A 24,679-nucleotide genomic window follows, 5' to 3' on the forward strand; every position below is an offset into this window, starting at 1 on the left:
CCGATGTCGACCCTTGATGACAAGATCAACGAGCATTTTGCCGGTTTCGTGGTCCGCAAGGATCTGGTGAAGGCCGTGAAGGGGAACGCCATTGTCCCCACTTATGTGCTCGAATACCTGCTCGGCCAATACTGCGCGACCGATGACGAGGCCTCAATCGCGACAGGCATCGAGACGGTCAAGGATATCCTGCGCAAACATTACGTCCATCGTTCCGAAGCGGGGCTGGTCCAGTCGACGATCAAGGAGCGCGGCCGCTACAAGGTGATCGATCAGGTCAGCGTGGCGCTGAACGAAAAGACTGATGGCTATGAGGCGGTGTTCGAGAACCTTGGGATCAAGCGGGTTGCGATCGACAGCGCCACGGTCAAGGCGCACCCGAAACTGCTGGTAACGGGTATCTGGTGCATCGCCGATGTGCAGTACGAGTTCTCGGAAGACAGCCGGATCTCTCCATGGATCATCGATACGCTGAAACCGATCCAGATCGCCCGTGTCGACTATGACGGCTATCGCGAGACGCGTGACAAGTTCACCACCGAGGAATGGATCGATCTTCTGATGCAGAGCATCGGCTTTGATCCCTCCGTGTTCGGGCACAGGTCAAAGCTTTTGCAATTGTTGCGCCTGATCCCCTTCGTCGAACGCAACTACAATCTCATTGAGCTTGGCCCCAAAGGCACGGGCAAATCGCATATCTATTCCGAGTTTTCACCGCATGGTCAGTTGATATCCGGCGGTGAAGTTACTGTTCCCAAGCTCTTCGTGAACAACTCCAATGGACGGATTGGGTTGGTTGGCTATTGGGATGTCGTCGCCTTTGACGAATTTGCCGGCCGCGAGAAGACTGCCAACAAGGCGCTTGTCGATATCATGAAGAACTATATGGCGAACAAGCAGTTCTCGCGCGGGGTAAATCCGATGGGCGCTGAAGCCAGTTTTGCCTTTGTCGGCAATACCGATCATAACGTCCCATGGATGCTGAAGAATACTGATCTGTTCGAGGCTCTTCCGCCACAGTTTCACGACAGCGCCTTTATCGATCGACTGCACGCCTATCTCCCTGGATGGGAGGTCGATATCATCCGGGGCGAGATGTTCACATCTGGCTTTGGGTTCATCGTCGACTATCTGGCCGAAATCCTACGTCATCTGCGTGCCGAAGACTTCTCGCACCGGCCGGATCGGTTCTTCATCGTTCCCGTTCAGACTCACATCCGGGATCGCGCGGCGATCAACAAGACCATGTCCGGCCTGCTGAAGCTGATTTTCCCGAATGGAGGCGAGACAGAAGCCGAAGTTGAAGAGCTGCTGCGGTTTGCGATTGAATGCCGCAAGCGGGTGAAGGACCAGCTCCTGCGGATCGACAGTACCTTCGAGACCGCGGATTTCCATTACATTGCGTCGGATGGATCAAAGCGTGCTGTCACCACGCTGGAGGAAGAAGAATTCCCCCAGTTCTACCATCGGCGATCCGCCAATGATGTGGATGAGAGTTCGGATCGGCCTGAAATTATGGCGCTCGCAGCAGAGCCGGCTTCCAAGACGGCTGCTTCCGCAGCGTCTGCTGTTGTCTCTGCGGTTGCCCCGAAACCTGGGCATGTCGTTTTCACGGAAAACCGCAAGGGCATCAGCTTCGACAAGATCTTCGGTCCCTGGACGGATGGTTCAACGCGGATCATCATCACCGACCCCTATATCCGGAAGTTCCATCAGGCGCGCAACGTGATGGAACTGATCGAGATGCTGATACGGCGCAAACAGCCCGAAGATCAGGTCGCTGTGCATCTTGTCACGGCTCCGGACGATGGGAACATTCAGGAGCAGCGAGAATGCCTGGACGGGATTGCTGAGGCCTGCACAGGCACCGGCGTTGATTTCACCTGGGCCTTTGATGGTTCGGGGACACTCCATGCACGCGACATCACAGCGGACACCGGCTGGAAGATGGTTCTGGACCGCGGCTTGGATATCTTCCAACCGACACCTCGCAAGATGAACGGTTTTTCACTGGGGGAACGGATGCAGGAGCACCGCATGATCCGGGGGTTCTACATCACCTATGTAGAGAACCCCTGACCACAGGATCAGAAATTTAACATAAGATATATTATCAGTCTTTTATCCTTGTATATCAATATCTTATATTTTTCGCCCTTCACGGCTTGGTCTTGAGCGCGAACCGATCCGCACGGTCGCGTACAATCGTCGGCAGTTCACCAAGACGAGACGCATCCTCAAGCCCTGGCACCTCGATCCCATCGGCAATGGCGCCGCGGATAGCCCCGGCCATCGCCGCGGCACGCCGGCGCAGGAACGGAAGAGCCAGGCCCGCATCTTCGGCGAAGCGCTCGAAACTCTCTGCCCCTACGTCCTCAAGGGTCGCCGCACGGCCGAACCGCATGGCGAGCTTCGCTGAGAGTTCCGGCCACATATGGGTCGCCACGAGATCATAGAGCGGCGCCAACACCACCTGGCCATTATCCCGGCGCAAGAGACTGTAATTCTTGGCATGGGCGTCGGCGTTGCCGATGATCAGATTGAAGATGGCTGCGTCGGCGAGCTTAAGCACCTCGCGTGCGGGCCGCGTGGTGGCCCGACGCACCAATGCGAAGCCATCGCGAAAAGTTGGCCCGCCTTCACTCGCATATTTGCGGTTCGACGGCACGCCGAGCGCCTGGGCAAAATCTTCCTGATGCAACCGAGTGGTGCCGACATCGGCCTCAAGGCGATCATAGCGCGTCACGAGCAAATAGGGCTGGCCAGCGATGGCCCGCCATTCCGCCATCGCTGCGTCGAGACCCACTGTTCGCGCCAGCGCCAGGCAGAAAGCCTCATTGGCGGCAAGACCAGGAAAGTGGTCGGGCTCCGGTTTGATGAGATGGGTCGACGGTTCGCCGATGCGGGGTACAGCAATGGCGCCATCTATGAGAATTACCGGCAACTTGCTTTGCGCGCCGGCCAGACTAAGCCGTGCGCCTCCTTCCCCGGCCAGCATCGGCACTCGCGGCAGGCGATCGATCAGTGCGACGAGCTCGGCATCATCCAGCGGATGGGCTGGCTCGCCTTCAGGTGGTCCCGGTGGCATCTCTCCTTGAGGAAGGAAAGAGAGCGTGCCAGCGACATCGCCACCGAGCGCTGCCAGCAGACGGAAGGGATTGTCGGGCGAGACGCCAAGCGCCCTCGCGATGGCAGTCCGCTGTCCCTCTTCCGGTAGCAGACCTCCAAAGACAGCCTTACACAGCGCGTCACCGAACGGCTCGGGCTGCTCGGGAAGCGCGTGCGAGATAGGAGCCGTCGCCGGATCGGCCAGCCAATCGGGAGCGTAGGCGAAATGCATCGCGCCGCCACGATCGATCGCGAGTTCGCCGGCAATGCGCTGATCCGACCAGACGATAAGTCGGTCGAGAATATCGGCCGTCATGCGGGCGGTCCCGCAATCACGATCCCGTCCGGTCGCCGGATCTGCAACTCACATCCCAGCGCGGCGAGGACCGTGATGACCTTGCCGATCTGCGCAGTCGCCTTGCCCCGCTCGAGATCGACGACGAAGCGCAGTCCCACTCCGCTAGCGGCTGCCAGCTCATCCTGGCGAAGTCCGAGCTCCTTGCGTTCATCCCGGACGATCTGTCCGATCATTGTTGAGTCCAGCACAAGCCCTCACTTTCCCGGTCGGGAAATATTTAGTCCTGGATGCGATTTCAACCCACAATTTACCCGATCGGGATATTATTGGCCCGATCCCAGCAGGAAAGCTAATAAATTTCCTGCTCGGGATATCGCCACGCACCGCGCTGCAATCGACCCAGCCCATATCCTGAAGTTGAGACAAGCTGATGCAAGTCCCTTTGCAGACGTCGACGACCGCTGATACCTTCCCGTCCATGGTACCTGCTTGTCTCCTCGGTTGAATTTATGGTCACGCCACGAACTATCCTGCTGCCCACCGACTTTACCGGCCGGTGCGATCGCTCCCGCGACCGGGCGGTGCTCTTGGCACGCGCCTGGGGCGCCAGCTTGGTGCTTCTTCACGTCCTCGAGAACGATGCGACGATACCTTGGGATCGCGAAGAAGCCATGGATCGGGCCCAGGCGAAGCTCGAGAGCGAAGTGCAAGACGATAATATTGCGATTTGCACGAGGGTCGCGTTCGGTGATGTCACTTCGACCATTCTCGATGTCGCTGCCGAATTCTCGGTCGAGCTCATCGTCACGGGCATTTCCCGCAAGGATGAGCTCGGAGATTTCCTCATTGGAACCACGGTCGAACGCTTGGCACGGCGGGCAGGCTTGCCGCTCCTGATCGTCAAGGGCCGCGCGGAAGCAGAGTATCGGCAGTTGATGGCGGCCACGGATTTTTCGGAATGCTCAAGAACTGCGCTTACAACCGCGGTCGACCTGTTCCCGACGGCGGCAATCACGCTCCTGCACGCGTATCATGTTCGGCTCGAGACGTTGCGCGGTCGCGAGGGCCCTGCCGCGGCGCAACAGGCGGATATCGCATACGAGCTGGACGCATTCCTGAGCGCGACCGCCCTGTCTCCTGCGACGCAAGCACTCCTCGATGTCAGCGTGGACTATGGTGACGTCCGCCAGGTTGCGCGCGACCATGTGCAGGCGAACGCTGTCGATCTCGCGGTCATTGGAACCCATGGACGCTCGGCGCTAGCGACAGCGATGCTCGGGAGCACGGCGCGAGCCCTTGTCGGCTACCTTGAATGCGACGTACTGCTTGTTCCACAGGACAGCCGGGCGAGCGAACCAGCGCAACGCATTATCCAGGGAATCGCACCTGACGATGCGGGATAACAAGCGAGATGAAGAAAGGCGAGCCAGGCTCGCTCATCTCGTCATCCTCGTCGCCCTACAGTCCGTGATGGCAGCGGAGCTCATTCTCCTGACCATCGAGCAGCAATGGATCCACGTCTTCCTGGTGGCCGGGATCATGCTGACGATGGCGATGCCCATCGTGCTGAAAGCCCGCTTTTCCGTTCACATACCGCCCGAAGTACAGATACTTGCCATTCTGTTCGGTTTCGCGGCGCTCTTCCTCGGAGAGGTGCGCGACTATTACGAGCGCTTTTGGTGGTGGGATCTGATCCTCCATGCAACGGCAGGGCTACTGCTGGGACTTCAGGGGTTCATGACGGTCTACATCCTCAATGAGGATCGGCATGTGGACCTCCATATGAGGCCTTCATTTCTCGCGGTCTTTGCATTCTGCTTCTCCCAGGCGATCGGCGCTCTCTGGGAGATATTCGAGTTCACGATGGACCAGGTTTTCGGGTTGACCATGCAGAAGCCCATGCTCGGCGACCCGTCTGGCCTCACCGACACAATGTGGGATCTCATCGTCAACGCCATCGGCGCGCTCGCGATCAGCGTGGCTGGCTGGCGCTATCTCAGTCGCGCCCGATCCTCCTACCTGGACAACTGGGCAAGACGCTTCATCGCTCGCAATCCCCAGTTCTTCGGTGATTGAATTGCGATCACCATCCTGCGGACGGCGCACGGGGATCGCCTGAAGCAGGCCGACTGAAGGCAAAACCCGCGAAGACCTCCAATGGCGCCCTGACCAACGGACCCTCCTGTGCAACCCACGCATAGGACCCTTACGTAATGACCCTCACCTCCTGCCCGGCGATGGTTGCCCCGAAAACGAGGCGATCAAGGCGGCAGCTCGCCTGGCGCCATGCCCAAGCTGGAGGAAAGCCATGCCCAAGCCATTGATCCTGTGGTTCGAGGAAATCGCCATCGCCGACGTGCCGGCCGTTGGCGGCAAAAATGCGTCTCTGGGCGAGATGACGGCGGCTCTTTCTCAAAAGGGCGTCAAGGTGCCATCGGGTTTCGCCACAACCGCTGAAGCTTATCGCGCATTTGTTCATGACAACCAGCTTGCGCCGCTGATCACCCAACATCTTGCCGCTTTCCATTCGGGGAAATGCACGTTGCAGGAAACCGGACAAGCCATTCGTCGCTTGTTCCTGGAGGCGAAGATGCCTTCCTTCATCGCGGAAGATATACTGGCTGCTTATGGGGAGCTCGGCCGTCGCACGGGAATTGATCACCCGGCCGTTGCCGTGCGTAGCAGCGCCACCGCCGAGGACCTTCCCGATGCAAGTTTCGCGGGACAGCAGGAAACCTTCCTGAACGTGAAAGGGCAGCTCGCGCTTCAGGATGCGTGCCGGCGCTGTTTCGCCTCGCTGTTCACAGACCGGGCGATCGCTTACCGTGAAGCGAAAGGCTTCGATCATCTCGACGTTGCCCTTTCTATCGGCATCCAGCAGATGGTGCGTTCGGATTTGTCCGGTTCGGGCGTCATGTTCTCGATCGACACCGAAACCGGATTCCCCGACGCCATCGTCATCAGTGCCGCCTGGGGCCTTGGTGAAACCGTGGTCCAGGGGACCGTCAACCCGGACAGATATGTCGTTTTCAAGCCGCTTCTCGCACAGCCGGCAAACGAGCCGATCATCGACAAGGAGCTCGGTGGCAAAGCCTTCCGCATGGTTTATGGCGAGGGCGGAAGCCACCGCACCCGCATCGTCGAGACGACCGCGCAGGAACGCCGGGCCTTCGTGCTCGACAATGCCGATATCCTCCAACTCGCCCGCTGGGCTGTCGCGATCGAGAATCATTATCAACGCCCGATGGATATGGAGTGGGCCAAGGACGGCGAGACAGGCGAACTCTACATTGTCCAGGCCCGGCCCGAGACGGTCCAGGCACAATCCAGCGCCACCACCTTCCGGCATTACCGCCTGAAATCGAAAGGCGCCGCAATCACGACCGGCGCCGCCATCGGTACTGCCATCGCCGCCGGCAAGGCCTGTGTGATCCGCACCGCCGCCGACATCGAACAATTCCGCGATGGATCGATTCTCATAACCGAGACGACGGATCCCGACTGGGTTCCCGTCATGAAGCGGGCTGCGGGCATCGTGACCAACCACGGCGGTACCACCAGCCATGCCGCCATCGTCAGCCGCGAACTTGGTGTGCCCGCGATCGTCGGCACAGGCAACGCCACCGAGGTCATCGCCGAAAATCAGGACATCACGATCAGTTGCGCCGACGGCGACGTTGGCACGATTTACGACGGCATCCTCGATTTCTCGGTGACCGAGGTCGATATCGGTGCCCTGCCGGCCACCAGGACCGACATGATGGTCAATATCGCCAACCCGGCCGCGGCCTTCCAGTGGTGGAGGCTGCCCGCAAAGGGCGTCGGCCTCGCCCGTATGGAATTCATCATCAACGCCCACATCAAGGTCCATCCCATGGCGCTCGTCCACCCCGAGCGGACGAGCCCGGAAGCCCAGCGCCAGATCAGGGAACTCACACGCGGATACGCGCATCCGTCCGACTATTTCATCGATGTCCTCGCTCGCGGTATCGCCAAGCTCGCAAGTCCCTATCACCCGCACCCCGCCATCGTTCGCCTCAGCGACTTCAAGACCAACGAATACGCCCACCTCGTAGGCGGCGACGTCTTCGAACCGGAGGAAGAGAATCCGATGCTCGGATTCCGGGGCGCGTCGCGCTATTATGACGACCGCTATCGCGAAGGGTTTGCGCTCGAGTGCCGCGCCCTCAAACGGGTGCGCGAAACGATGGGCTTTCGCAACGTCATCGTGATGGTCCCGTTCTGCCGCACCCCGGCCGAAGCCGATCGCGTACTCGAAGCCATGGCCGAAAACGGCCTGCGCCGCGGCGAGAACGGCCTTCAAATCTATATGATGTGCGAGATTCCCTCAAACGTCATCCTGGCCGAGCAGTTCGCCACGCGCTTCGACGGCTTTTCAATCGGGTCAAACGACCTCACCCAGCTGGTGCTTGGCGTTGATCGCGATTCGGGCTTTCTGGCCAGCTTGTTCGACGAGCGCGACGAGGCCGTTACGCGGATGATCGCCGAGGCCATTCGCAAGGCTCACGCGGCCGGCATCAAGATCGGCATCTGTGGCCAGGCACCGAGCAATCATCCCGACTTCGCTGCTTTCCTCGTTGCTGAGGGTATCGACTCCATATCGCTGAACCCGGACAGCTTCGTGCGGACGGCGCAGGCTGTTTCCGCAGCCGAAGGCCTCTCGACGAGCTGATCTCCGACTTGCCTGACCAGCGTGTATGTCGCGACATTTGCCGCCACACCGGTTCAGCTCCTCCACCCCCAGCCATCCCTATTCGTAAAAGCCCTAATGTCATCCCCTGACTGGCCCCGATAGCGTGCCCCACACTGGCTCGAATCGGCAGGGAGCAAGAGCTGGTCCACGCAGCGCACCAAGAGGGTCCGCAGCACTCAAAGCCGCCGATCGCCGGGGGACGAACGGCAACAGGAGGTTGTGTCTCATGTCTGCCGTCGCTGCGTTTCCTCTCCCACCCCAGCCCCATCCGCCCGCATCCGACCCAGGCATCGTTGCCTGTATCGACTGCGCGGATCGCAATGCCTGGGTCTATCCGCACGCCGCTGCGCTCGCGGACGCACTCGATTTCCCGGTAACACTCCTTCAGGTTCTCGACGCCGAGGCGTCTCCTGACGTGCGCCCCGATCCTATCGAGTGGAATCTTCGGCGCCGGGAAGCATTGCGCGCGCTGGATCGATGCGCCAACGCTGCTCGGACGCCAACACCCCATACCACGATCGAACTCGCCGAAGGACAAACGGCAGAGGAGATTTGTCGCTTCATCGGCGAACGGAGCGATGGCCTGATCGTGCTGGGAAGGCGCGGAAGGAAGGAGTTGGGCAAGAGCGGGATTGGCGGCACCGCTCAGAAAATCCTGGCCCACGCGCCCAGTCCCATTCTGCTCGTCCCCGTCGAGGCTCAAGCGCCGGACCAGAGCTACCAGCGAATTCTCGTGCCACTTGACGGTTCCCGCTGGGCAGAGAGCGTGCTGCCGTTGGCCGCACGCATTGCGCGCGCCGCCAACGCGGAAATCCTCCTCGCCCATGTCGTCCCTGCCCCCGAAATGATCGAGGCACGGCCGCTGGAAATGGAGGACAAGGAGCTTCGCCAAAGTCTTATCGAGCGCAACGAACAGGCCGCGTGCAGCTATCTTCAGCGGGTCAAATCCAACCTGACAGCAACCGGCCTTCGCGTTCGCATCCTGTCCACCCGCGCAGACGATGTCCGCGAGGCGCTCAACGAGTTGATCCAAAAGGAAGCCGTGGATCTCGCCGTGATGTCAGCCCGTGGCCATAGCCGCGAGCATGTGGCGGACGTTCCCTATGGCACAGTCGCCTCCTACCTGATGACGCACTGCAGCGTACCGATGCTCGTTCTGCCGACCACAGTTCGCCCGGCGCAGACATCCCTCCCAACTGTGCACGAAAGGCTCCGGTTGCCGGTGGGCGGCCTGGGCTGATCATGGCCGATCTCGAGGAACGCGATCCCATCAGCGGGGCGGCCGCCGACACTGCGGCCCGCCACCAGCTCACCGGCCTGATCAGCCGCTCGGCTCCTCTCATGGCCTGGACCCGCCTTGATGCGATGAAAGGGTGGTTGACCAAGGCACGGCTCGCCGCAGGTAAGGCCGAACCACATGCCAGTTCGGCGGCCGAGTGGCTGTTGGACAATGATTATCAGATCCAGCGAGCCATCCTCCAGATCCGTGAGGATCTTCCGCAGGAATTCTACGCGAAACTGCCAGGCCTCGGCGAAGGCGGCCTCGCGCGCCCGCGCATCCATCAACTGGCCCACTCGCTCCTGCAGGCTTCCCACCTTCAGGTATCGCTGAACACGGCGGTCCATTATGTCGACCGCTATCAGGAGCAGATGCCGCTCAGCATCGCTGAAATCTGGGCTTTCCCGACGATGCTCCGCATCGTCTGCCTGGAACTTCTGGTCACGGCCTTCAGCCGGCTCTTCCCCGATGTAGTGCCACCGTTCGAGGTCGTCGAGACCCCGGACGCATGCGTAGCGGCATTTGACGATACAGAATATGTGGCACGCGCCATCGCCAACCTGGCGGTGATCGCGACCATCCAGTGGAATGACTTTTTCGATCGGACGAGCCGGGTCGAGGCAATCCTCAGGCGCGATCCGGCCGGGGTCTATCCGCGTATGGATTTCGATACCCGCGACCGATACCGTCACGCCGTTGAGCAACTTGCCGAGCAGTCACGGTTGGCGGAATGGGAGGTTGCGGAGCGAGCCCTGCGACAATGCCATAGCAGCGAGAACTCGCCCTCGGGCCATGTCGGCTATTGGTTAATCGACGAAGGGCGGGCCTTCTTTTCGGATGCCATCGATCCGCGCCCCTGGACTTTGGGCTCGATGCTGCGCCGCATACGCCGTTACCCTGGCGTCCTTTACGCGTGCGCTTTACTCTTGGCAGGACTCACCGCCTTCGCCGTGCCAGCCGCCTATCTCGCGTCAACAGAGGCCTCGATCGGCTCCTGGCTGCTCGGCATCGCCCTGACGCTCCTCCCTGCGTCGATCCTGAGCATCACGTTCGTGAACTGGCTCGTGACCCAGATCGTCCCTCCACGGGTCCTCCCCAAGCTCGAATTCAAGAAAGGAATCCCCAAGGACTGCGCCACTGCCGTCGCCATGCCTGTCCTCGTTGCGAACGCCTCCGACATCCCTTCCCTCCTGCAACGGCTTGAGGCGCATCGACTGGCAAATTCCGATACAGCTCTCCAGTTCGTCCTGCTCAGCGACTTCGCGGACGCAGATGCTGAGGACATGCCGACCGATGACGACATTACGCAGGCGCTGGTCTCGGGTGTGGACGAGCTCAACAAGCGCTACCCGGGCGCCCGGGGCGACGGTCCGTTTCACCTGCTCCACCGGCCTCGCCTCTACAATGAGACACAGGGATCCTGGATGGGCTGGGAACGCAAACGCGGCAAACTTGAACAATTCAATGCGTACATCCTCCATGGGATTTCCACGCCTTTCAGCGTGACCGCCGGTCGGATCGACGCCCTGCGCAAATGTCGCTTCGTCGTGACCGCCGATGCCGACACCCGTCTCCCGCATGGGGTCGTTCGCCGATTGGTCGGCACGCTCGCGCATCCGCTCAACAAAGCCCGTTTCGATCCCGCTTCAGGTCGCGTGGAACGCGGCTACACGATCATCCAGCCTCGCGTTGAGCTGGCGCCGGACACGACCGGTCAGTCGCTCTTCTCCCGCTTTTATGGCGGAGACACGGCGATCGACATCTATTCGCGCGCCGTATCGGACGTCTACCAGGACCTCCTTGGCTCCGGTGTCTTCGTCGGAAAGGGGATCTATGAGGTCGCCACTTTCGAGCGCAGTCTCGATGGCCGCGTCCCTGAGAACACTTTGCTCAGTCATGATCTGTTCGAAGGCCTGCATGGCCGCGCGGCGCTGGCGAGCGATATCATCGTCTACGAGAGCTTTCCGACCGGCTACCTCGATTTCGCGTGGCGATGGCACCGGTGGGTGCGCGGCGACTGGCAGATCCTGCTCTGGCTGTTTCCCTTCGTACCCGGCCGCGACGGGCGCTGGCTGCGCAACCGGTTCGGCTGGCTCGACCGCCTCAAGATATTCGATAATCTGCGCCGCAGTCTGATCCCCTTCAGCATCGTCGCGCTTCTATTGGGCGGCTGGTTCCTGCTCCATGGCCAACCGTGGGTGTGGACGCTCCTCGCACTTGCAGCACCCGCCGCCTATCTCTTCACCGATCTCGTCACCGGCGTCGCCCGAGGTCGTCGGCGCGGCGTCATGCAACGCGTCCTTCGGCGACAAGCCGATCAGCTCGGTCGATGGGCACTGGCGATCACGTTCCTCGTCAGCGACACATTCATCGCGCTCCATGCGATCTTCGTCACGCTCTGGCGGCTGCGATCGGGGCGAAAGAGGCTCGAATGGACCTCCGCCGCGCACATGGCGAGCCGCATCGCCGCGCGCCATCCCCGGCTTGCCGCCTGGCGTGACATGGCCGCCTCTCCGGTCCTCGCAGTGCTTGTTGCCGGCGTCATGATCATGATCGCCCCTGCCGCCTTGCCGGCGGCCGCGCCTGTGCTGCTGCTCTGGTTTGTCGCGCCCGAAGTTGCGATTTGGGTCAGCCGCATTCTCCCCCAGCGCCCGGAAACCATCTCCGAAGCGGACCGGACGTTTCTCCGGCTTGTGGCGCGCCGCACCTGGCTCTTTTTCGAAACCTTCGTGCGGCCGGAGGACAACTGGCTTCCTCCCGACAACTATCAGGAACCGCCGAACGAAGAGACCGCGCACCGCACCTCCCCAACCAACATCGGCATGATGCTGATCTCATCCCTCACCGCCTGGCGGCTTGGACATATCGGCCTCAATGAGCTCGAGATGCGTCTGCGCAACGCGCTCGACACGATCGATCGCCTCGAACGCTATCGAGGCCATATTCTGAACTGGTACGAGACCAGAACACTGGCCGCTCTCGAACCCCGGTACGTCTCAACCGTCGACAGCGGCAATCTGGCGGTTAGCCTGATCACCGTCACGCAAGCTCTGCGCGATGCGCGTAACGCACCGCCGGTTGGCCTCGATCTGTGGCATGGGCTCGAAGACACCATCGGCCTGCTCACCGGGGCGCTGGATGCACTCGATTCGGAGGCGGCTCGGGGAATCCGCACCACTCTCGCCACAATGCGTGAAACCGCCAAGCGCGCCTGGGACAATGAATCCGAATGGATCTGGGCGATCGAAGATCTGATCACGATCGACATGCAGAGGCTGCGAGAACAGGCCGGTTTGCTTGCCGAAGGCGTTGCCGAGAGCAATATCGCCGCCCTTCGGGACGTTCAGACCTGGCTTGAGCGGCTGGAGCATCATCTTCTGGGCATGCGGCGTGATCTTCGCATCTTCGCCCCCTGGACCGAGCGTCTGGCATCTCCGCCGTCAGGCTGCGCCGAAATCGCGGCCAGCATCGCTGATCTCATGACCTACGGCATGGTATCGCCGGTCGGCGCCGGGGAGGCGCAAGCCCTCGACGCCCTCGACGCCTTCTCACGAGATGCGGTTCCTGATGCCGTCCGGGAATGGGTACAGGATCTCCGCGCGGCGATCGCGGAGGGCGGCCTGGCGGCGCAGGAGCTTTCCGAGCGTCTGGAGAGCCTCGCGCACCGCGCGACCACACTCGCCCACGAGATGGATTTTGCGCTGCTCTTCGATCCCGCCACCCGGCTCTTCCACATCGGCTACAATCTCAGCGCCGACCGCATCGATCCCCATCACTATGACCTCCTGGCCAGCGAGGCCCGACTTGCCAGCTACTTCGCAATTGCCAAGGGCGACATAGCGCCGGAGCATTGGTTCCACCTGGGCCGCCCGATCACCAGGAAGGATACCGGACTGGCGCTGGTGTCCTGGAACGGTTCGATGTTCGAATACCTCATGCCGAATATCTTCCTGCACAGCGATCCGACCACTCTTCTCGGCATGAGCGATCGCACATCGATCGACATCCAGATCGCGTTCGGTCGATCGCAGGCGATCCCCTGGGGAATTTCCGAATCCTCGTTTGCCTCGATGAGCCAGGACCGCGTCTATCGATACCACGCCTTCGGCGTTCCGGAACTCGGGCTGCAGCGTGGCCTGGGCCGCGATCTCGTCGTCGCACCTTATGCAACCGCCCTTGCCCTGACGACACGCCCCGCAGTCGCCGTACGAAATCTCAAGGTGCTTGAGGAGCTGGGCGTTATCGGCCGCTACGGCTTCTATGAGGCCATCGACTTCACGCCCGAACGCGTGCCGACAGGAAAGCGGTTCGCCCTCGTCCGCTCCTACATGGCGCACCACCATGGCATGAGCCTCGGGGCCCTTGGCAATGTCCTGTTCGAGAACCTGCATGTCCGCTGGTTCCACACAGACCCTCATGTGCGAACCGTCGATCTCCTTCTCAACGAGCGGATTCCGTGGGAGCTGCCTCCCGAAATTGCACGGGTCGAGGTCCGGGAACCGCAAGCCACACCCGAGAGCGCAATTCCGGGCCTCTACAGCTGGACGCCAAACCGCCGTTACGGCAATCCTGCCTGGCAGGTGCTCGGGAATGGTCGCCTCTCAACCCGAATCCGCACGGACGGTGCCGGGAGCATTGGCTGGAACCAGAACGCGCTCACCAGGGTTGCCCCCGACGATCCGGAGGCGGGCCATTGGCTCTATCTGCGCGACATCGACGGCGGCGATGTCTGGGCGGCAACGGGAGGGCCATTTCCTCAACCGGAAGAGCCGCCACAGGTGGTTTTCCACGCCCATCAGGTCGAATTCCATCGGCGTGCACATGGCCTCTCGGCCACAACGACGATCACCATCGCCCATGGTGATGACCTCGAGATCCGGCGCCTCAGCCTCGTCAATGACGAAGACCGTCCCCGCATCATCGAAATTACCAGCTACGCCGAGATCGTGCTGGCGCCGGCCCAAGACGCGGCGCGCCATCCTGCTTTCAGCAAATTATTTGTCGGCGCCGAACCCTTGCCTGGTGGTGACGGGCTGCTGTTCAACCGGCGCCCCCGGAATCCCGCCGAGAAGCCTGCCGTCATGCTCCACCGGGCGATCGGCGATGACGATGGCTTCACGCGCCTTGGCGTGGAAGCCGATCGCAGGGCTTTCCTCGGCCGCCACGGCGGCGCCACCCGGCCGGCCGGGATGGAGGGATCAGCGCTCAGCGGAACGCTGGGATGGACGCTCGATCCGGTTTGTGCGGTCAGGCTCAGGATCGAACTTCCGCCGCATGGCCGGCGCGAACTCGCCTTTGTGACAATCGCCGCCGCATCCCACCAGTCCACGCTCGATATCGCCGAGCGCTACACAACTCTCGCTTCACTCGAGTGGGCCGTCAGCGATGCCGCGACCGCAACCGCGCGCGACATGCACGCCCTCGGCCTGGCGCCAGCGTTGGTACCGCAAGCACAGGAACTCTTGTCCTTCCTCCTCTCTGCCCGCACCAACTTTTCGCGATCTGCGTCACACGGATTCCGCCGTGGCGACCTCTGGGCACTTGGCATTTCGGGCGACCACCCCGTCCTGCTGCTGCGCGCCGGAACCGCGGAACAAACCGGGCTTCTGCGTTTCGTCATCTCGGCGCAGGCGCTCTGGCGGCAACGGGGAATAAGCGTGGATCTTGTGATCACGCACGAAGGAACGTCAGGCTATATCGAGCCTGTGCGCGAGCAGCTTCTTGAGGTGCTCAGAGACCAGAACGCCCAGGATCGCCTCGGGACGAACGGTGGCATCCACGTGATCGGTATCGGGCCCGGCGATGGCGAACGCGCGGCGCTCCTCGATCGGGTTTCGCGGGTGATCCTCGACGAGGGCGGCGGGCCACTCGGCGATCAACTCACCCGCCAGGAGCAGCCATGCCACCAGGGGCCGTCGTTCACCCCCGTCGATGGCACGGCAGCGATACATTCCTCCTCCCCGCTGCCGAGGCCGTCCGATCTGCAATTCGACAATGGCTGGGGTGGTTTTGCTCCCGATAGCGGAGACTATGTCATCTGTCTGGAGCCCGGCGCCACCACTCCGGCGCCCTGGTCCAATGTCCTCGCCAACGACGCCTTCGGTACGATCGTGACCGAAGGCGGACTGGGGTTCACCTGGGCGACTAACAGCGGTGAGAACAGGCTCACGCCCTGGTTCAACGATCCCATCCGCGACCCCCAGTGCGAACGACTGTACCTGCGCGACGAAGAAAATGTCCGCCTGTGGACCCCCACGCCTTTGCCGGCAGGCAGGCATTCGGCATGTCAAGTTCAGCACGGCCCGGGCCAGACCACATGGCGGACGAGCAGCGAGGGACTTGAACAGGAGCTCTCGGTCTTCGTTCCCACCACTGCGCCCGTCAAACTGGTCCGCCTGCGCTTGCGCAACCTCACGCCAGGCCCTCGCCGCCTCACGGCGACCTATTATGCAGAATGGCTGCTCGGCGCAGTCCACGGCGAACAGGCACCTCTGCGCACATCCGATTACGATCCGGCATGCCACGCAATTCTCGCGCGGAACCCCTGGACCGAGGAATTCGGTGACCGGGTAGCCTTCCTGGCCACCACGCGTCCGGTCCACAGCTTCACGACCTCTCGCCAGGATTTCGAGGGCGGCCAATCCGATCCCGCACGCCCGGGAGCACTTTTGAGCTGGGATCTCGGAAACAGGCCGGCTGCCGCCGCCGACGATTGCTGCGCGGCGCTGCAGGTCCATCTCGACATTCCGGCCGATGGAGCCGCAGACGTCTGCTTCATTCTCGGACAAGGCGAGAATTGGGATCATGCCCGCGAACTCGTCCGCACCTGGCAGGATCCGGCGAACATCGAAGCTGCCGCCTGCGCCTGTGCCGCCGCCTGGGACGAAAGGCTAAGCCGCGTCCAGGTCACGACACCCGACCCGGCCTTTGACCTCATGGTCAACCGCTGGCTCCCCCACCAGTCAATCAGCGCCCGCGTGCGCGCCCGCGCCGGCTTCTACCAGGCAAGCGGAGCATTCGGCTTTCGCGATCAACTCCAGGATGTCCTCGCGCAGTTGCACGTCGATCCAGCAGCAACGCGGCGCCATATCCTGGCCGCGGCCGCCCATCAGTTCGAGGAAGGCGACGTCCTCCACTGGTGGCATCCGCCCTTTGACCGGGGCGTACGGACCCGGTGTTCGGACGATCTCGTCTGGCTCCCTTATGCGGTTGCACATTATGTGGAGGCCACGGGCGATACGGGGATCCTTGCAGAGCAGATTCCCTATCTGCAAGCGCCGCCGCTCGCGGCCGACGAAGGCGATCGCTATGCGCGATTTGACGCCAGCACTTACACCCAGTCCCTCTTCAACCACTGCGATCGGGCAATTTCACACGCCTATCGTCTCGGACCGCATGGGCTTCCCTTGATCGGTGCCGGCGACTGGAATGACGGCATGGATCGGGTCGGCAGCCGAGGACGCGGTGAAAGCGTGTGGCTTGCCTGGTTCCTCATTGCGACTATCCGAAATTTCACGCGGCACTGCCTCCATGAGGGCCAAACAGGGTTCCGTGATCGCTGGCATGGACGTGCTGACTCTCTCGCCGCCGCCGTCGAACGATCCGCATGGGATGGCGAATGGTATCTGCGCGCATTCGATGACGATGGCAGGGCCTGGGGCACGTCCGAAGAGCAGGAGTGCCGCATAGATTCGATCGCGCAGTCCTGGTCCATACTTTCGGATGCTGGCGATCCGGAACGGACGGATATGGCCATCGCATCGGCGAGAAAGCACCTCGTCCGGGATGACGACAGCATTATCCGGCTCCTCGATCCCGCCTTCGACCGAACACCGCGCGAACCGGGCTACATCAAGGCCTATCCGCCCGGCATTCGTGAGAATGGCGGCCAATACACCCATGCCGCAGCCTGGCTTGCCATCGCGGTTGCGCGCAAGCGCGATGGCGATGGCGCCATGTCTCTGTTCGATCGGATCAATCCGATCCGGCACACAGCAACCCGCGAAGCTGCGGGACATTACCGGACCGAGCCCTATGTAGTCGCCGCCGACATTGCCGGTGTGATACCCCATCTGGGTCGCGGAGGCTGGACCTGGTACACCGGTGCGGCCGCCTGGACGTGGCGCCTGGCCGTCGAGGAAATCCTTGGCGTACGGCTCATCCAGAATGAATTGCAGATCCGCCCGAGCTTGCCGCGAGATTGGGACCGAGCGGAGATGACCTTCCGTCGCGGGGCGGCGGTTATTACCGTGACGCTGCAGGTTGATCACGATCTCGATCAGGAAACGCGGATATTCGTCGATGGCGCGGAGTGGCATGAACCCGGAGTTCCGTTTCCTGAAGACGGGGCAACGCGCAACGTCCTCGTGCGGCTTGCTCGGCCGGCGTGAAATCAGGCGCTCATCACCTCCTCGCATGCCATCCGGTAATCTACGAATTTTGACTTGATGTTTGAAATGCTGTCTCCACTCCCCGAACCATATGGGGCTCGCCCTTAATCGCCATGAGCCGGTTCCGGCTTTGATCGATGATCTTCCAACTGCTTTGTTTGGTCTCCCGCCCGCACATTGTTCCATAAATGAGACGTCGCATGGCAATAAGCTCAGCCAAACCCCTCACGCGCCGTTCCCTGCTGGCAACCGCAGCGATGGGGGCGCTTGGCCTGGCAGTTCCTCCGGCATTGGCCCAGGCAGGGCTTAACGAAGGATCGATCGCAGCAACCGCCCAGAATTTGCGGCCCGGACAGTTTCTCTGGGCGCCCGAAGCAGCCCCGGAAGGCCCCGTCATCATCGTGGTCAGCCTCGGCAAGCAGCGCGCCTATGTCTATCGCAACGGTGTCCTGATCGGGGTTTCGACCATATCGTCAGGCACCGCCGGCCATGAGACGCCGACCGGGATTTTCACCATCCTGCAGAAGAAGGTCGACCACAAATCCAACCTCTACGATGATGCACCGATGCCGTTCATGCAAAGGCTTACCTGGAGCGGCATTGCTATGCATGCTGGCAATCTTCCCGGCTATCCCGCATCACATGGCTGCATACGATTGCCGCTCGCCTTTGCGGAACACCTCTATGGTGTCACGCAACTCGGATTGACGGTGATCATTACCCAATCGGCGGATATCCCGCGTTTCGCTCCTGCCCCGCATGTGCTGGAAAATCGGGGAGCTTCACCCTCTTCATTCGAGAGCGCCTTCTCTACGACCTGGCAGCCGGAAAAAGCGTCCGCCGGACCGGTCTCCATCATTCTCAGCGCCTCCGACGAGCGCGCCGTGGTCCTGCGCAATGGCGTCGAGATCGGTTCCGCGCCCATCGCGATCCGCGGACAGGTTTCAGGGGTGCAAGCCTTTACGCTTTCCTCCATCGATCAGCACGGGGTGCATTGGATGTATCTGCCCTTGCTCGGGAGCACCCGGACGGGCGAAGTATCCCAGCAGGAGCGCGAGCGGCTGATACTACCGGAGGACTTCCGCCAGAAACTTCTGATGATCCTCAAACCGGGAAGTACGCTTATTGTGACGGCGGATAGCTTGCAGAGTGGGAACACGGGCACATCGGTCACTGTGATAACGAGTGAGGATTCGGAATAGTGCTCGTCATGAATGTATGGCGGCACAAAGTGTCCTGCGCAATATTACCTCTCGGGAATAGCAAGACTGAATAATGCGCCGTCCCACAATTCTCGAAATCGAATGCGTGTTTCTGGCAGCGGCATTAACCCTGCCTCTTTTGTGGAGCGGATACCAAGCTTTGCTATCGTTCATCATGTCCCGATGACCGCCTGCTCTACCACGCACCAGTTCACCGCGCATGCCCGAAGCGAAACTTTATCTGACCGTGATCGCCGTTGGGTTCCATGTCTCCTTGCAAGGGCTCTGAAAGTCAGTGCGAGATAAGGATCGGCAGTTTCGGCGCATCGAGAACGGATCGCGTCACGCCGCCCAGCACGAACTCGCGTGCTCGTGAGTGCCCGAACGCACCCATGACGAGCAACTCGCGGCCGTCGCGTTCACAATAGGCCTGGAGCGTCGCCGCCGCATCGCGCTCTTCCAACTCGACTGCCACCACCTCGGCCTCGATGTCGTGGAGCTTCAGGTTGCGGACCGCCTCCGCAGGGGCGGAGGCCTTGGACAGATCCTTCTCGCCCGTGATCTGCACGATCGCAACCGAACTCGCCTGCCGCAAGAGCGGCATCGCGTCGGACAGGGCTCGCGCCGCAACACTGCTCCCATCCCAGGCGATGGCGATCCTGTCGAACTTAAGCGCAGGCACGGTCACCTCGGGCAGTAGAAGAACCGGACGGCCACTTTCGAAGACCAGGCCTTCGGCCACCGAGATCGTCTCCGCATGCCCATAGACCGGGACGACAGTGAGATCATGGGCCCTCGCCCGCACAGCAAGCTGCCAATGGGTCACCGTTCCCGGGCAGTCTATGACGAATGTCTCGCCTAGGTGATCGGCGGACACTCTGGCCTTGAAGGTTTCCGTGAGCGCGTCCGCGTTGACCGCGCTCTTCTTGTTCTCGCCGGCGATCATGCCATCGATGTTCAGAAGCTTGTTCGCCAGCCAGTTCGAAACCTGAGGAATGTGAACCTGGCAGACCCCGAGGGACACTCTGGCGCCGAGACGAGCGGCAAGCTCTCTGACCCTCTCGATCGCCCACTCCGGGGTCGGCTCGGGATGCGTATTGGCCTGCAGCAGAATATCTCGCACGGTCATCGTTTTCCTCCAGCTTCCCCGTTCCTATGGCACAGGGCCGGCAACCAACTGATCCGTAAAGTCCCGGAGCCTGGCACCCATCAAATGCACGCCGGGCGATGGGGTCGAGTACGCTGCGCGACAGTATTCCGCATGTAGACCAGACGCCCGGAGCAAGGTCAGGCCAAACAATCTCCGCCCGTTTGCCCGCGGTTCCCGGCGCGCCACTGAAGCAAATGGGAACGGCAGCGCCCGCAATCGGTGCTCCCGAAACCTTTCAGGGGAATGTGAAATTCTCCGGTTGCAGTGAGAGTTGTAACAATCTCGCACTCGCTCCCGCCCTCGATCAGGACGGCCTGCAGCGTCCCGGCCCGACAGGTCAGCTGGTCAACGTGCCATCGGATCGCCTTGCTCTCCCGAAAGTGGCGACCCACCCTCGCCCTCAGGCCACCCGGGCCGTAAGCGCTCCCGGCATAAACATAACGCCCAGGCGCAAATTGATGCGGTCCGTTCGATCGGCATAAGATCACGGGTTCGGCAAGCTCGAGGATCAACGCATAGGCCCCGCCTGTAGAAGGTGCCGAGGAAATTGTCGGCGGATCGACCAGAACCGAGCCTGGCAAGAATGATTGTACGGCTCCTGCAAGCACCGTATCTACCTCCGCTGCACAACAAACTTCACAAGATCGATCCGCCAATACCCAGCAAATCTTGGCACCCAGCGCGCCGCTACGTATAGTTCACAGTTCCATCGGCACCTTGCCGCCGATAACAGAAAAATATCCACTGCCAGCAGACCCTTCCAGCCAGGATCTCATCGTGACGTTATTTTCCGTTCTCCGACCGCTTGCCTTTTGCAGTCTGTTGCTGGCCACGCCGTCAATCGCAGCCGAACAACCGCCGGTGGCCGGGACGGTTCAGACCGAAATTCCCGATGGCTTTTCCCTTGCGTCGGACGGGACAACTTTGGTCCATGTTGCAAGCGGCCTGCGCTTTCCGACCGAGTTCGCGGGATTCACCCGGATGCGCGAGCGTGCCTTCGACCCTGGCGGCGAATATATCGCGGTGGGTTATGATCGTCCGCTCGGCACGGGCAGCGACCGCATCGTTGTGCGCATCGCCGTGGTCCACATCGAGGATATGTCCGCCCACGATCATTACGAAATCATGCGGCAGGCCGTGATGTCCCATTTCTCGGCCCCGACGCTGCTCTCGCAGGGCCCCACGAAGATTCCCAACCAACGCCGCCTCGACGCCTATCGCGGCACCTTTACTGGAATGCGGGACAACCAGACTTGGCATTTCAGCCTCACAACCGTCAACTATGGCTACTGGAGCGGCCGGATGACGGCGGCCTATCCTGAAAGCCATGCCGCCGAAGCACAGAAGCAACTCGGCACGCTGCTTGCCGCAATCCGCTTGCAGCAGCCCAAGCCTCCGAAGCGCTAAGCACTTCCCAGGCGAGAGATCGACGATTGGGCACAGGGTGCACTGGCGGCCAGCAAACGGTAGCAGACCGCATCCGGTGCATTACGTAGCGCGTCCGTTATCCTTGTTCGGTAGTGGAATGAGGCTGCCGCGCGTTGCCGGCCAGGGAGAAACGACATGAGTGCACTTGATGACCTGAAGGCGGATCTCGCCAAGCTCAGGGACGAAGCCAAGGTTCAGGTCCACCTCGGGACCATGGAAACAAAGCAGGAATGGGAAGAAATCGAGGCCAAGTGGAATCACTTCGTTGCGGAGGCTGGTCTTCACAAGAGCGGCGAGGGTATCAAGGCAGCCCTGCTAAGCCTCGGCAATGAACTGCGCGCCGCCTATCAGCGCCTGAAGCAGGCCCTCTGAACGCCTGCCCGATGCGATCGCGGCCTTGGCCCGGCCCTCGACAGACGGCATGCACGTGTGAAGGAATGACCGAATGACCGATACCGCCGCCATCAAGACCCAGCTTGAAGAGCAGCTCGTCGAGCTTCGCGGCAGACAGGCCCGGGTCGAAACCGACCTCGCGGAACCGCTGAATGCCGATTTTTCCGAGCAGGCGGTGGAAATGGAAGACGATGCCGCGCTCGAGGGTCAGGCTGCTCTCATCGACCGCCAGATCGCATCCGTGAGCCGCGCTCTCGAAAGGATCGAGCGGGGCACCTATGGCGAATGCGTCCGCTGCGGCGGCGCCATCGCCGCCGCGCGCCTCGCGGTTCGGCCCGAGGCAGCGCTTTGCATCGCATGCGCCCGGAGCGAGCAATGACCGCGTTCCATCGTATCGTGTGAACAGAACGGCTGCCTCTCGCGGCCTGTGCCCCAGGCTCAAGTCCTCCGGGGAAGATCGGCAATGAATATGAACGGGACGGGTCCACCAGCGTCGGGGGCTCGCCGCCGATCATTCTCCCTGTCTATGGACCATGGCATTCCTCCACTATCCGGAGCGGACAATTTTTCCACCGCAAACGACCTCGCTGCACTGCTCGAATGTCTGATTTGCGCCGCCGACCGACACATCATTCCGGCGCCCGCCGCTGCTCCCGACCATCCGTCCATAACGGACGCGCTCGACGCGCTGCTCATAGCCGCCCAGGATTTAGAGGTGATCCCCGGCATGAGCCTGGCCGACCATCTCTGGACTCACGCCGCCCCCCTCCAGTCCGGCGAAGTCGCGTCCACGCTGATCCGCCGCGGCCGTCCCCGACACCCGATCCCAGGCTTTCTGCTACTCTACGCGGTCGATGCCCGGTCACCCCTGCTCTATTTGCCGCAAAGGCAGCCTCTTCGCGTCCGGGATGGTATCGAAATAGCCCATGAAGCGGCCGGCGGCTCGTTTCTGGCCCTCATCCGGTGCGAGGCCGCCGCTGACGGCCGAGCACACGCCGTCACAGCCTGTGCAATACCAATCTACCATGCCCGCCGCTTCGTTCCCGTCTCCGCAAGCCTTGACCGTGACGTGCTCCGTGCGCTCGAGCACCTCCAGGTGGCGCTTGACGCACATGGCGCCGAATGTGCGATCCGGCGCGAATTGCCGTTTTCCTGCACGGGGCCGACACGGCTCACGCTGAGCCTCTCCTTGCCGGGCCGTGCGACCCGTGAAATTCACCTGGGGGTCGCCGGCGATGAACGGTCCGGCCATTCCGCCGTCAGTCTCCCGCCAATCGATTTCCTGGTGACCTTGGCGAACTGGGAAGATGGCACCTTCATCGACTGGCTCAGGAAGACCCTGCCCTGACCTTCAACCGGCGCCGGCCTCACCCGGATTGTAAGGGTCGGGTGCCATACCCGTCCGTGCTGTCGACGTCTTTTCTGTTGGCTATTGTCAAATGGTAGCGCGTGTAGCGTCGCTCGCCAACCCGCTCCAGCGCGCCCAGTTCGACCAACTCCGCCAGATCACGCGTCGCCGTCGCCGAGGCAGCTTCCGTGATCGTGCGATAATTATGGGCGCTGAGCCCCCCGACGAAGCCATCCGGCCCTTCCCCCATCATGCGGATCAGCGCCTTTTCCTGGCGCGCATTGATCCTGCCGCGCAGACGATCAAGCAGGCGGGTCTTCTCAATGAGGAACCGGATGCTCTCTATCGTGCGCCCCTGCGCCTCCAGCACGATGTCGGCAAACCACACCATCCAGGCGTCGATCCGGTTGGTCTGGCTGGCCCGATGCAGCTGGGTATAATAGGCTTTCTTGTGGCGGTTGATGGTGGCCGCCAGCGCGGTGAGCGTCGGCGCCTCCAGGCTTTGCGCCAGCGCCTTTTCCGCAAGGGCGCGTCCAAGCCGGCCGTTGCCATCTTCGAAAGGGTGGATCGTCTCGAACCAGAGATGGACGATCGCTGCACGTGTGATCGCCGTCAAGGGTTTGCTGCCCTGAGGCGAGCTATCGTTGAACCAGGCGATGAACCGCGCCATCTCGTCCGGCATCCGGTCGGACGGCGGCGCCTCGAAATGAATGCGCGGCGCATGCAGCGCGCCCGACACAATCTGCATCGGATCGGCATGGGTCCGATAACTGCCGATCCCGGCCAGATCGCGTCGCCCGTTCATCAGCATTTTGTGCCAGTCGAACAGAAGCCGGTCGGTCAGCGGCTCCGCATAGCGCCGATAGAGGTCCGCCATCAGTTCGGCTGCCCCAGCCTCAGGCGGGTCGGACCGCCGCTTGTCCGCCGCAAAGCCGAGCTGGCGCGCGATGGAGGATTGGACGCTGATGCGATCCAAAATCTCGCCCTCAATGGCCGAACTGTCGACCATTTCCTGCGAGATCAGCTCAACCACGATCCCATGACGGGCTTCCCCATCAAGGTGATGCATCGATCCGACGACGACACCGGCACCCTTGAGGAACCGCGTCTCCGCATCGCGCAAACGGGCCTCATCAAAGGTGAATTGGGTCCAATCGGAGAGCTGCCAGTTCCAGAGCATGATCGATAAACGCCTTTCTATCGATCATTTTATGCGCCATTTCTGATTTATGAAAGCGCTCGTTATCGATCATGAATACCCGATGGGGATATTCTCGCCGTTCCCGATGACCATCTCGACGCCGATCGATGACGCGAAGTCCGCCCGAAACCAGCGCACTCGGTTGTGAGGCGGCAGAGGTTGTGATAG

The 24,679-nt window shown here is 61.7% G+C and carries 16 protein-coding genes; 11 read left to right on the forward strand and 5 right to left on the reverse strand.

Annotated features, from left to right (window positions below):
• Positions 1-3: 3 nt before the first annotated feature.
• Entirely contained in the window at positions 4-2,079 is a 2,076-nt protein-coding gene (gene brxL, locus WFP78_RS08050) for a BREX system Lon protease-like protein BrxL (protein ID WP_336960475.1), read from the forward strand.
• A gap of 79 nt (positions 2,080-2,158) precedes the next feature.
• Here the strand turns inward: brxL and WFP78_RS08055 are convergent, their stop codons facing one another.
• The gene (locus tag WFP78_RS08055) at positions 2,159-3,424 is read right to left on the reverse strand and encodes a type II toxin-antitoxin system HipA family toxin (RefSeq protein WP_336960477.1); all 1,266 of its coding nucleotides are present in this window, start codon (positions 3,422-3,424) and stop codon (positions 2,159-2,161) included.
• Positions 3,421-3,639, reverse strand: a complete 219-nt coding sequence (locus WFP78_RS08060) for a helix-turn-helix transcriptional regulator (RefSeq protein ID WP_336960479.1) — start codon at positions 3,637-3,639, stop codon at positions 3,421-3,423. Before WFP78_RS08060 ends, WFP78_RS08055 begins: the two co-directional genes overlap by 4 nt.
• Positions 3,640-3,915: 276 nt before the next feature.
• Between WFP78_RS08060 and WFP78_RS08065 the strand changes: the two genes are divergently transcribed.
• The 6 genes from WFP78_RS08065 (at position 3,916) to WFP78_RS08090 (ending at position 18,991) form a co-directional block, all read left to right on the forward strand.
• Complete coding sequence (locus tag WFP78_RS08065) at positions 3,916-4,809, forward strand: universal stress protein (protein WP_336960481.1); 894 nt, start codon at positions 3,916-3,918, stop codon at positions 4,807-4,809.
• On the forward strand, positions 4,799-5,482 hold the full coding sequence (locus WFP78_RS08070; protein WP_336960483.1) for a DUF2238 domain-containing protein: 684 nt from the start codon (positions 4,799-4,801) through the stop codon (positions 5,480-5,482). The genes WFP78_RS08065 and WFP78_RS08070 overlap by 11 nt, the downstream gene beginning before the upstream one ends.
• A gap of 232 nt (positions 5,483-5,714) precedes the next feature.
• Positions 5,715-8,099, forward strand: a complete 2,385-nt coding sequence (ppsA, locus tag WFP78_RS08075; protein WP_336960485.1) for a phosphoenolpyruvate synthase — start codon at positions 5,715-5,717, stop codon at positions 8,097-8,099.
• Between the two features lie 247 nt (positions 8,100-8,346).
• Positions 8,347-9,360, forward strand: coding sequence for a universal stress protein (locus WFP78_RS08080; RefSeq protein WP_336960486.1), 1,014 nt, complete (start codon positions 8,347-8,349; stop codon positions 9,358-9,360).
• A 2-nt stretch (positions 9,361-9,362) separates the two neighbouring features.
• Positions 9,363-17,789: a GH36-type glycosyl hydrolase domain-containing protein gene (locus WFP78_RS08085; RefSeq protein WP_336960488.1), complete on the forward strand. Its 8,427-nt coding sequence runs from the start codon at positions 9,363-9,365 to the stop codon at positions 17,787-17,789.
• A gap of 200 nt (positions 17,790-17,989) precedes the next feature.
• On the forward strand, positions 17,990-18,991 hold the full coding sequence (locus WFP78_RS08090; protein ID WP_336960490.1) for a L,D-transpeptidase: 1,002 nt from the start codon (positions 17,990-17,992) through the stop codon (positions 18,989-18,991).
• Positions 18,992-19,283: 292 nt separating this feature from the next.
• Here the strand turns inward: WFP78_RS08090 and WFP78_RS08095 are convergent, their stop codons facing one another.
• Entirely contained in the window at positions 19,284-20,120 is an 837-nt protein-coding gene (locus tag WFP78_RS08095; RefSeq protein WP_336960491.1) for a universal stress protein, read from the reverse strand.
• Positions 20,121-20,278: 158 nt separating this feature from the next.
• Positions 20,279-20,749: a GIY-YIG nuclease family protein gene (locus tag WFP78_RS08100; protein ID WP_336960493.1), complete on the reverse strand. Its 471-nt coding sequence runs from the start codon at positions 20,747-20,749 to the stop codon at positions 20,279-20,281.
• Positions 20,750-20,810: 61 nt separating this feature from the next.
• Between WFP78_RS08100 and WFP78_RS08105 the strand changes: the two genes are divergently transcribed.
• The 4 genes from WFP78_RS08105 to WFP78_RS08120 all read left to right on the forward strand — a co-directional run bounded on the left by WFP78_RS08105 (position 20,811) and on the right by WFP78_RS08120 (position 23,310).
• Positions 20,811-21,548 (forward strand): hypothetical protein, encoded by a 738-nt coding sequence (locus WFP78_RS08105; protein WP_336960495.1) that lies wholly within the window; start codon positions 20,811-20,813, stop codon positions 21,546-21,548.
• A 156-nt stretch (positions 21,549-21,704) separates the two neighbouring features.
• Complete coding sequence (locus tag WFP78_RS08110; protein WP_336960497.1) at positions 21,705-21,941, forward strand: hypothetical protein; 237 nt, start codon at positions 21,705-21,707, stop codon at positions 21,939-21,941.
• Between the two features lie 73 nt (positions 21,942-22,014).
• Positions 22,015-22,341, forward strand: a complete 327-nt coding sequence (locus tag WFP78_RS08115) for a TraR/DksA family transcriptional regulator (protein ID WP_015449390.1) — start codon at positions 22,015-22,017, stop codon at positions 22,339-22,341.
• Positions 22,342-22,488: 147 nt separating this feature from the next.
• Complete coding sequence (locus tag WFP78_RS08120) at positions 22,489-23,310, forward strand: hypothetical protein (protein ID WP_336960499.1); 822 nt, start codon at positions 22,489-22,491, stop codon at positions 23,308-23,310.
• A gap of 19 nt (positions 23,311-23,329) precedes the next feature.
• Here WFP78_RS08120 and WFP78_RS08125 read toward each other — a convergent pair whose 3' ends face one another.
• On the reverse strand, positions 23,330-24,490 hold the full coding sequence (locus tag WFP78_RS08125; protein ID WP_336960501.1) for a Fic family protein: 1,161 nt from the start codon (positions 24,488-24,490) through the stop codon (positions 23,330-23,332).
• Between the last annotated feature and the right edge of the window lie 189 nt (positions 24,491-24,679).

It is taken from the genome of Sphingobium aquiterrae (assembly GCF_037154135.1).
Classification (GTDB): Bacteria; Pseudomonadota; Alphaproteobacteria; order Sphingomonadales; family Sphingomonadaceae; genus Sphingobium; species Sphingobium aquiterrae.

What these genes read in the sequence shown, in the direction of transcription:
- brxL (WP_336960475.1), top strand. Translation starts at nt 4, where the DNA reads ATGTCGACCCTTGATGACAAGATCAACGAGCATTTTGCCGGTTTCGTG.
- WFP78_RS08055 (WP_336960477.1), bottom strand. Translation starts at nt 3,424, where the DNA reads ATGACGGCCGATATTCTCGACCGACTTATCGTCTGGTCGGATCAGCGC.
- WFP78_RS08060 (WP_336960479.1), bottom strand. Translation starts at nt 3,639, where the DNA reads ATGATCGGACAGATCGTCCGGGATGAACGCAAGGAGCTCGGACTTCGC.
- WFP78_RS08065 (WP_336960481.1), top strand. Translation starts at nt 3,916, where the DNA reads ATGGTCACGCCACGAACTATCCTGCTGCCCACCGACTTTACCGGCCGG.
- WFP78_RS08070 (WP_336960483.1), top strand. Translation starts at nt 4,799, where the DNA reads ATGCGGGATAACAAGCGAGATGAAGAAAGGCGAGCCAGGCTCGCTCAT.
- ppsA (WP_336960485.1), top strand. Translation starts at nt 5,715, where the DNA reads ATGCCCAAGCCATTGATCCTGTGGTTCGAGGAAATCGCCATCGCCGAC.
- WFP78_RS08080 (WP_336960486.1), top strand. Translation starts at nt 8,347, where the DNA reads ATGTCTGCCGTCGCTGCGTTTCCTCTCCCACCCCAGCCCCATCCGCCC.
- WFP78_RS08085 (WP_336960488.1), top strand. Translation starts at nt 9,363, where the DNA reads ATGGCCGATCTCGAGGAACGCGATCCCATCAGCGGGGCGGCCGCCGAC.
- WFP78_RS08090 (WP_336960490.1), top strand. Translation starts at nt 17,990, where the DNA reads ATGGCAATAAGCTCAGCCAAACCCCTCACGCGCCGTTCCCTGCTGGCA.
- WFP78_RS08095 (WP_336960491.1), bottom strand. Translation starts at nt 20,120, where the DNA reads ATGACCGTGCGAGATATTCTGCTGCAGGCCAATACGCATCCCGAGCCG.
- WFP78_RS08110 (WP_336960497.1), top strand. Translation starts at nt 21,705, where the DNA reads ATGAGTGCACTTGATGACCTGAAGGCGGATCTCGCCAAGCTCAGGGAC.
- WFP78_RS08115 (WP_015449390.1), top strand. Translation starts at nt 22,015, where the DNA reads ATGACCGATACCGCCGCCATCAAGACCCAGCTTGAAGAGCAGCTCGTC.
- WFP78_RS08120 (WP_336960499.1), top strand. Translation starts at nt 22,489, where the DNA reads ATGGACCATGGCATTCCTCCACTATCCGGAGCGGACAATTTTTCCACC.
- WFP78_RS08125 (WP_336960501.1), bottom strand. Translation starts at nt 24,490, where the DNA reads ATGCTCTGGAACTGGCAGCTCTCCGATTGGACCCAATTCACCTTTGAT.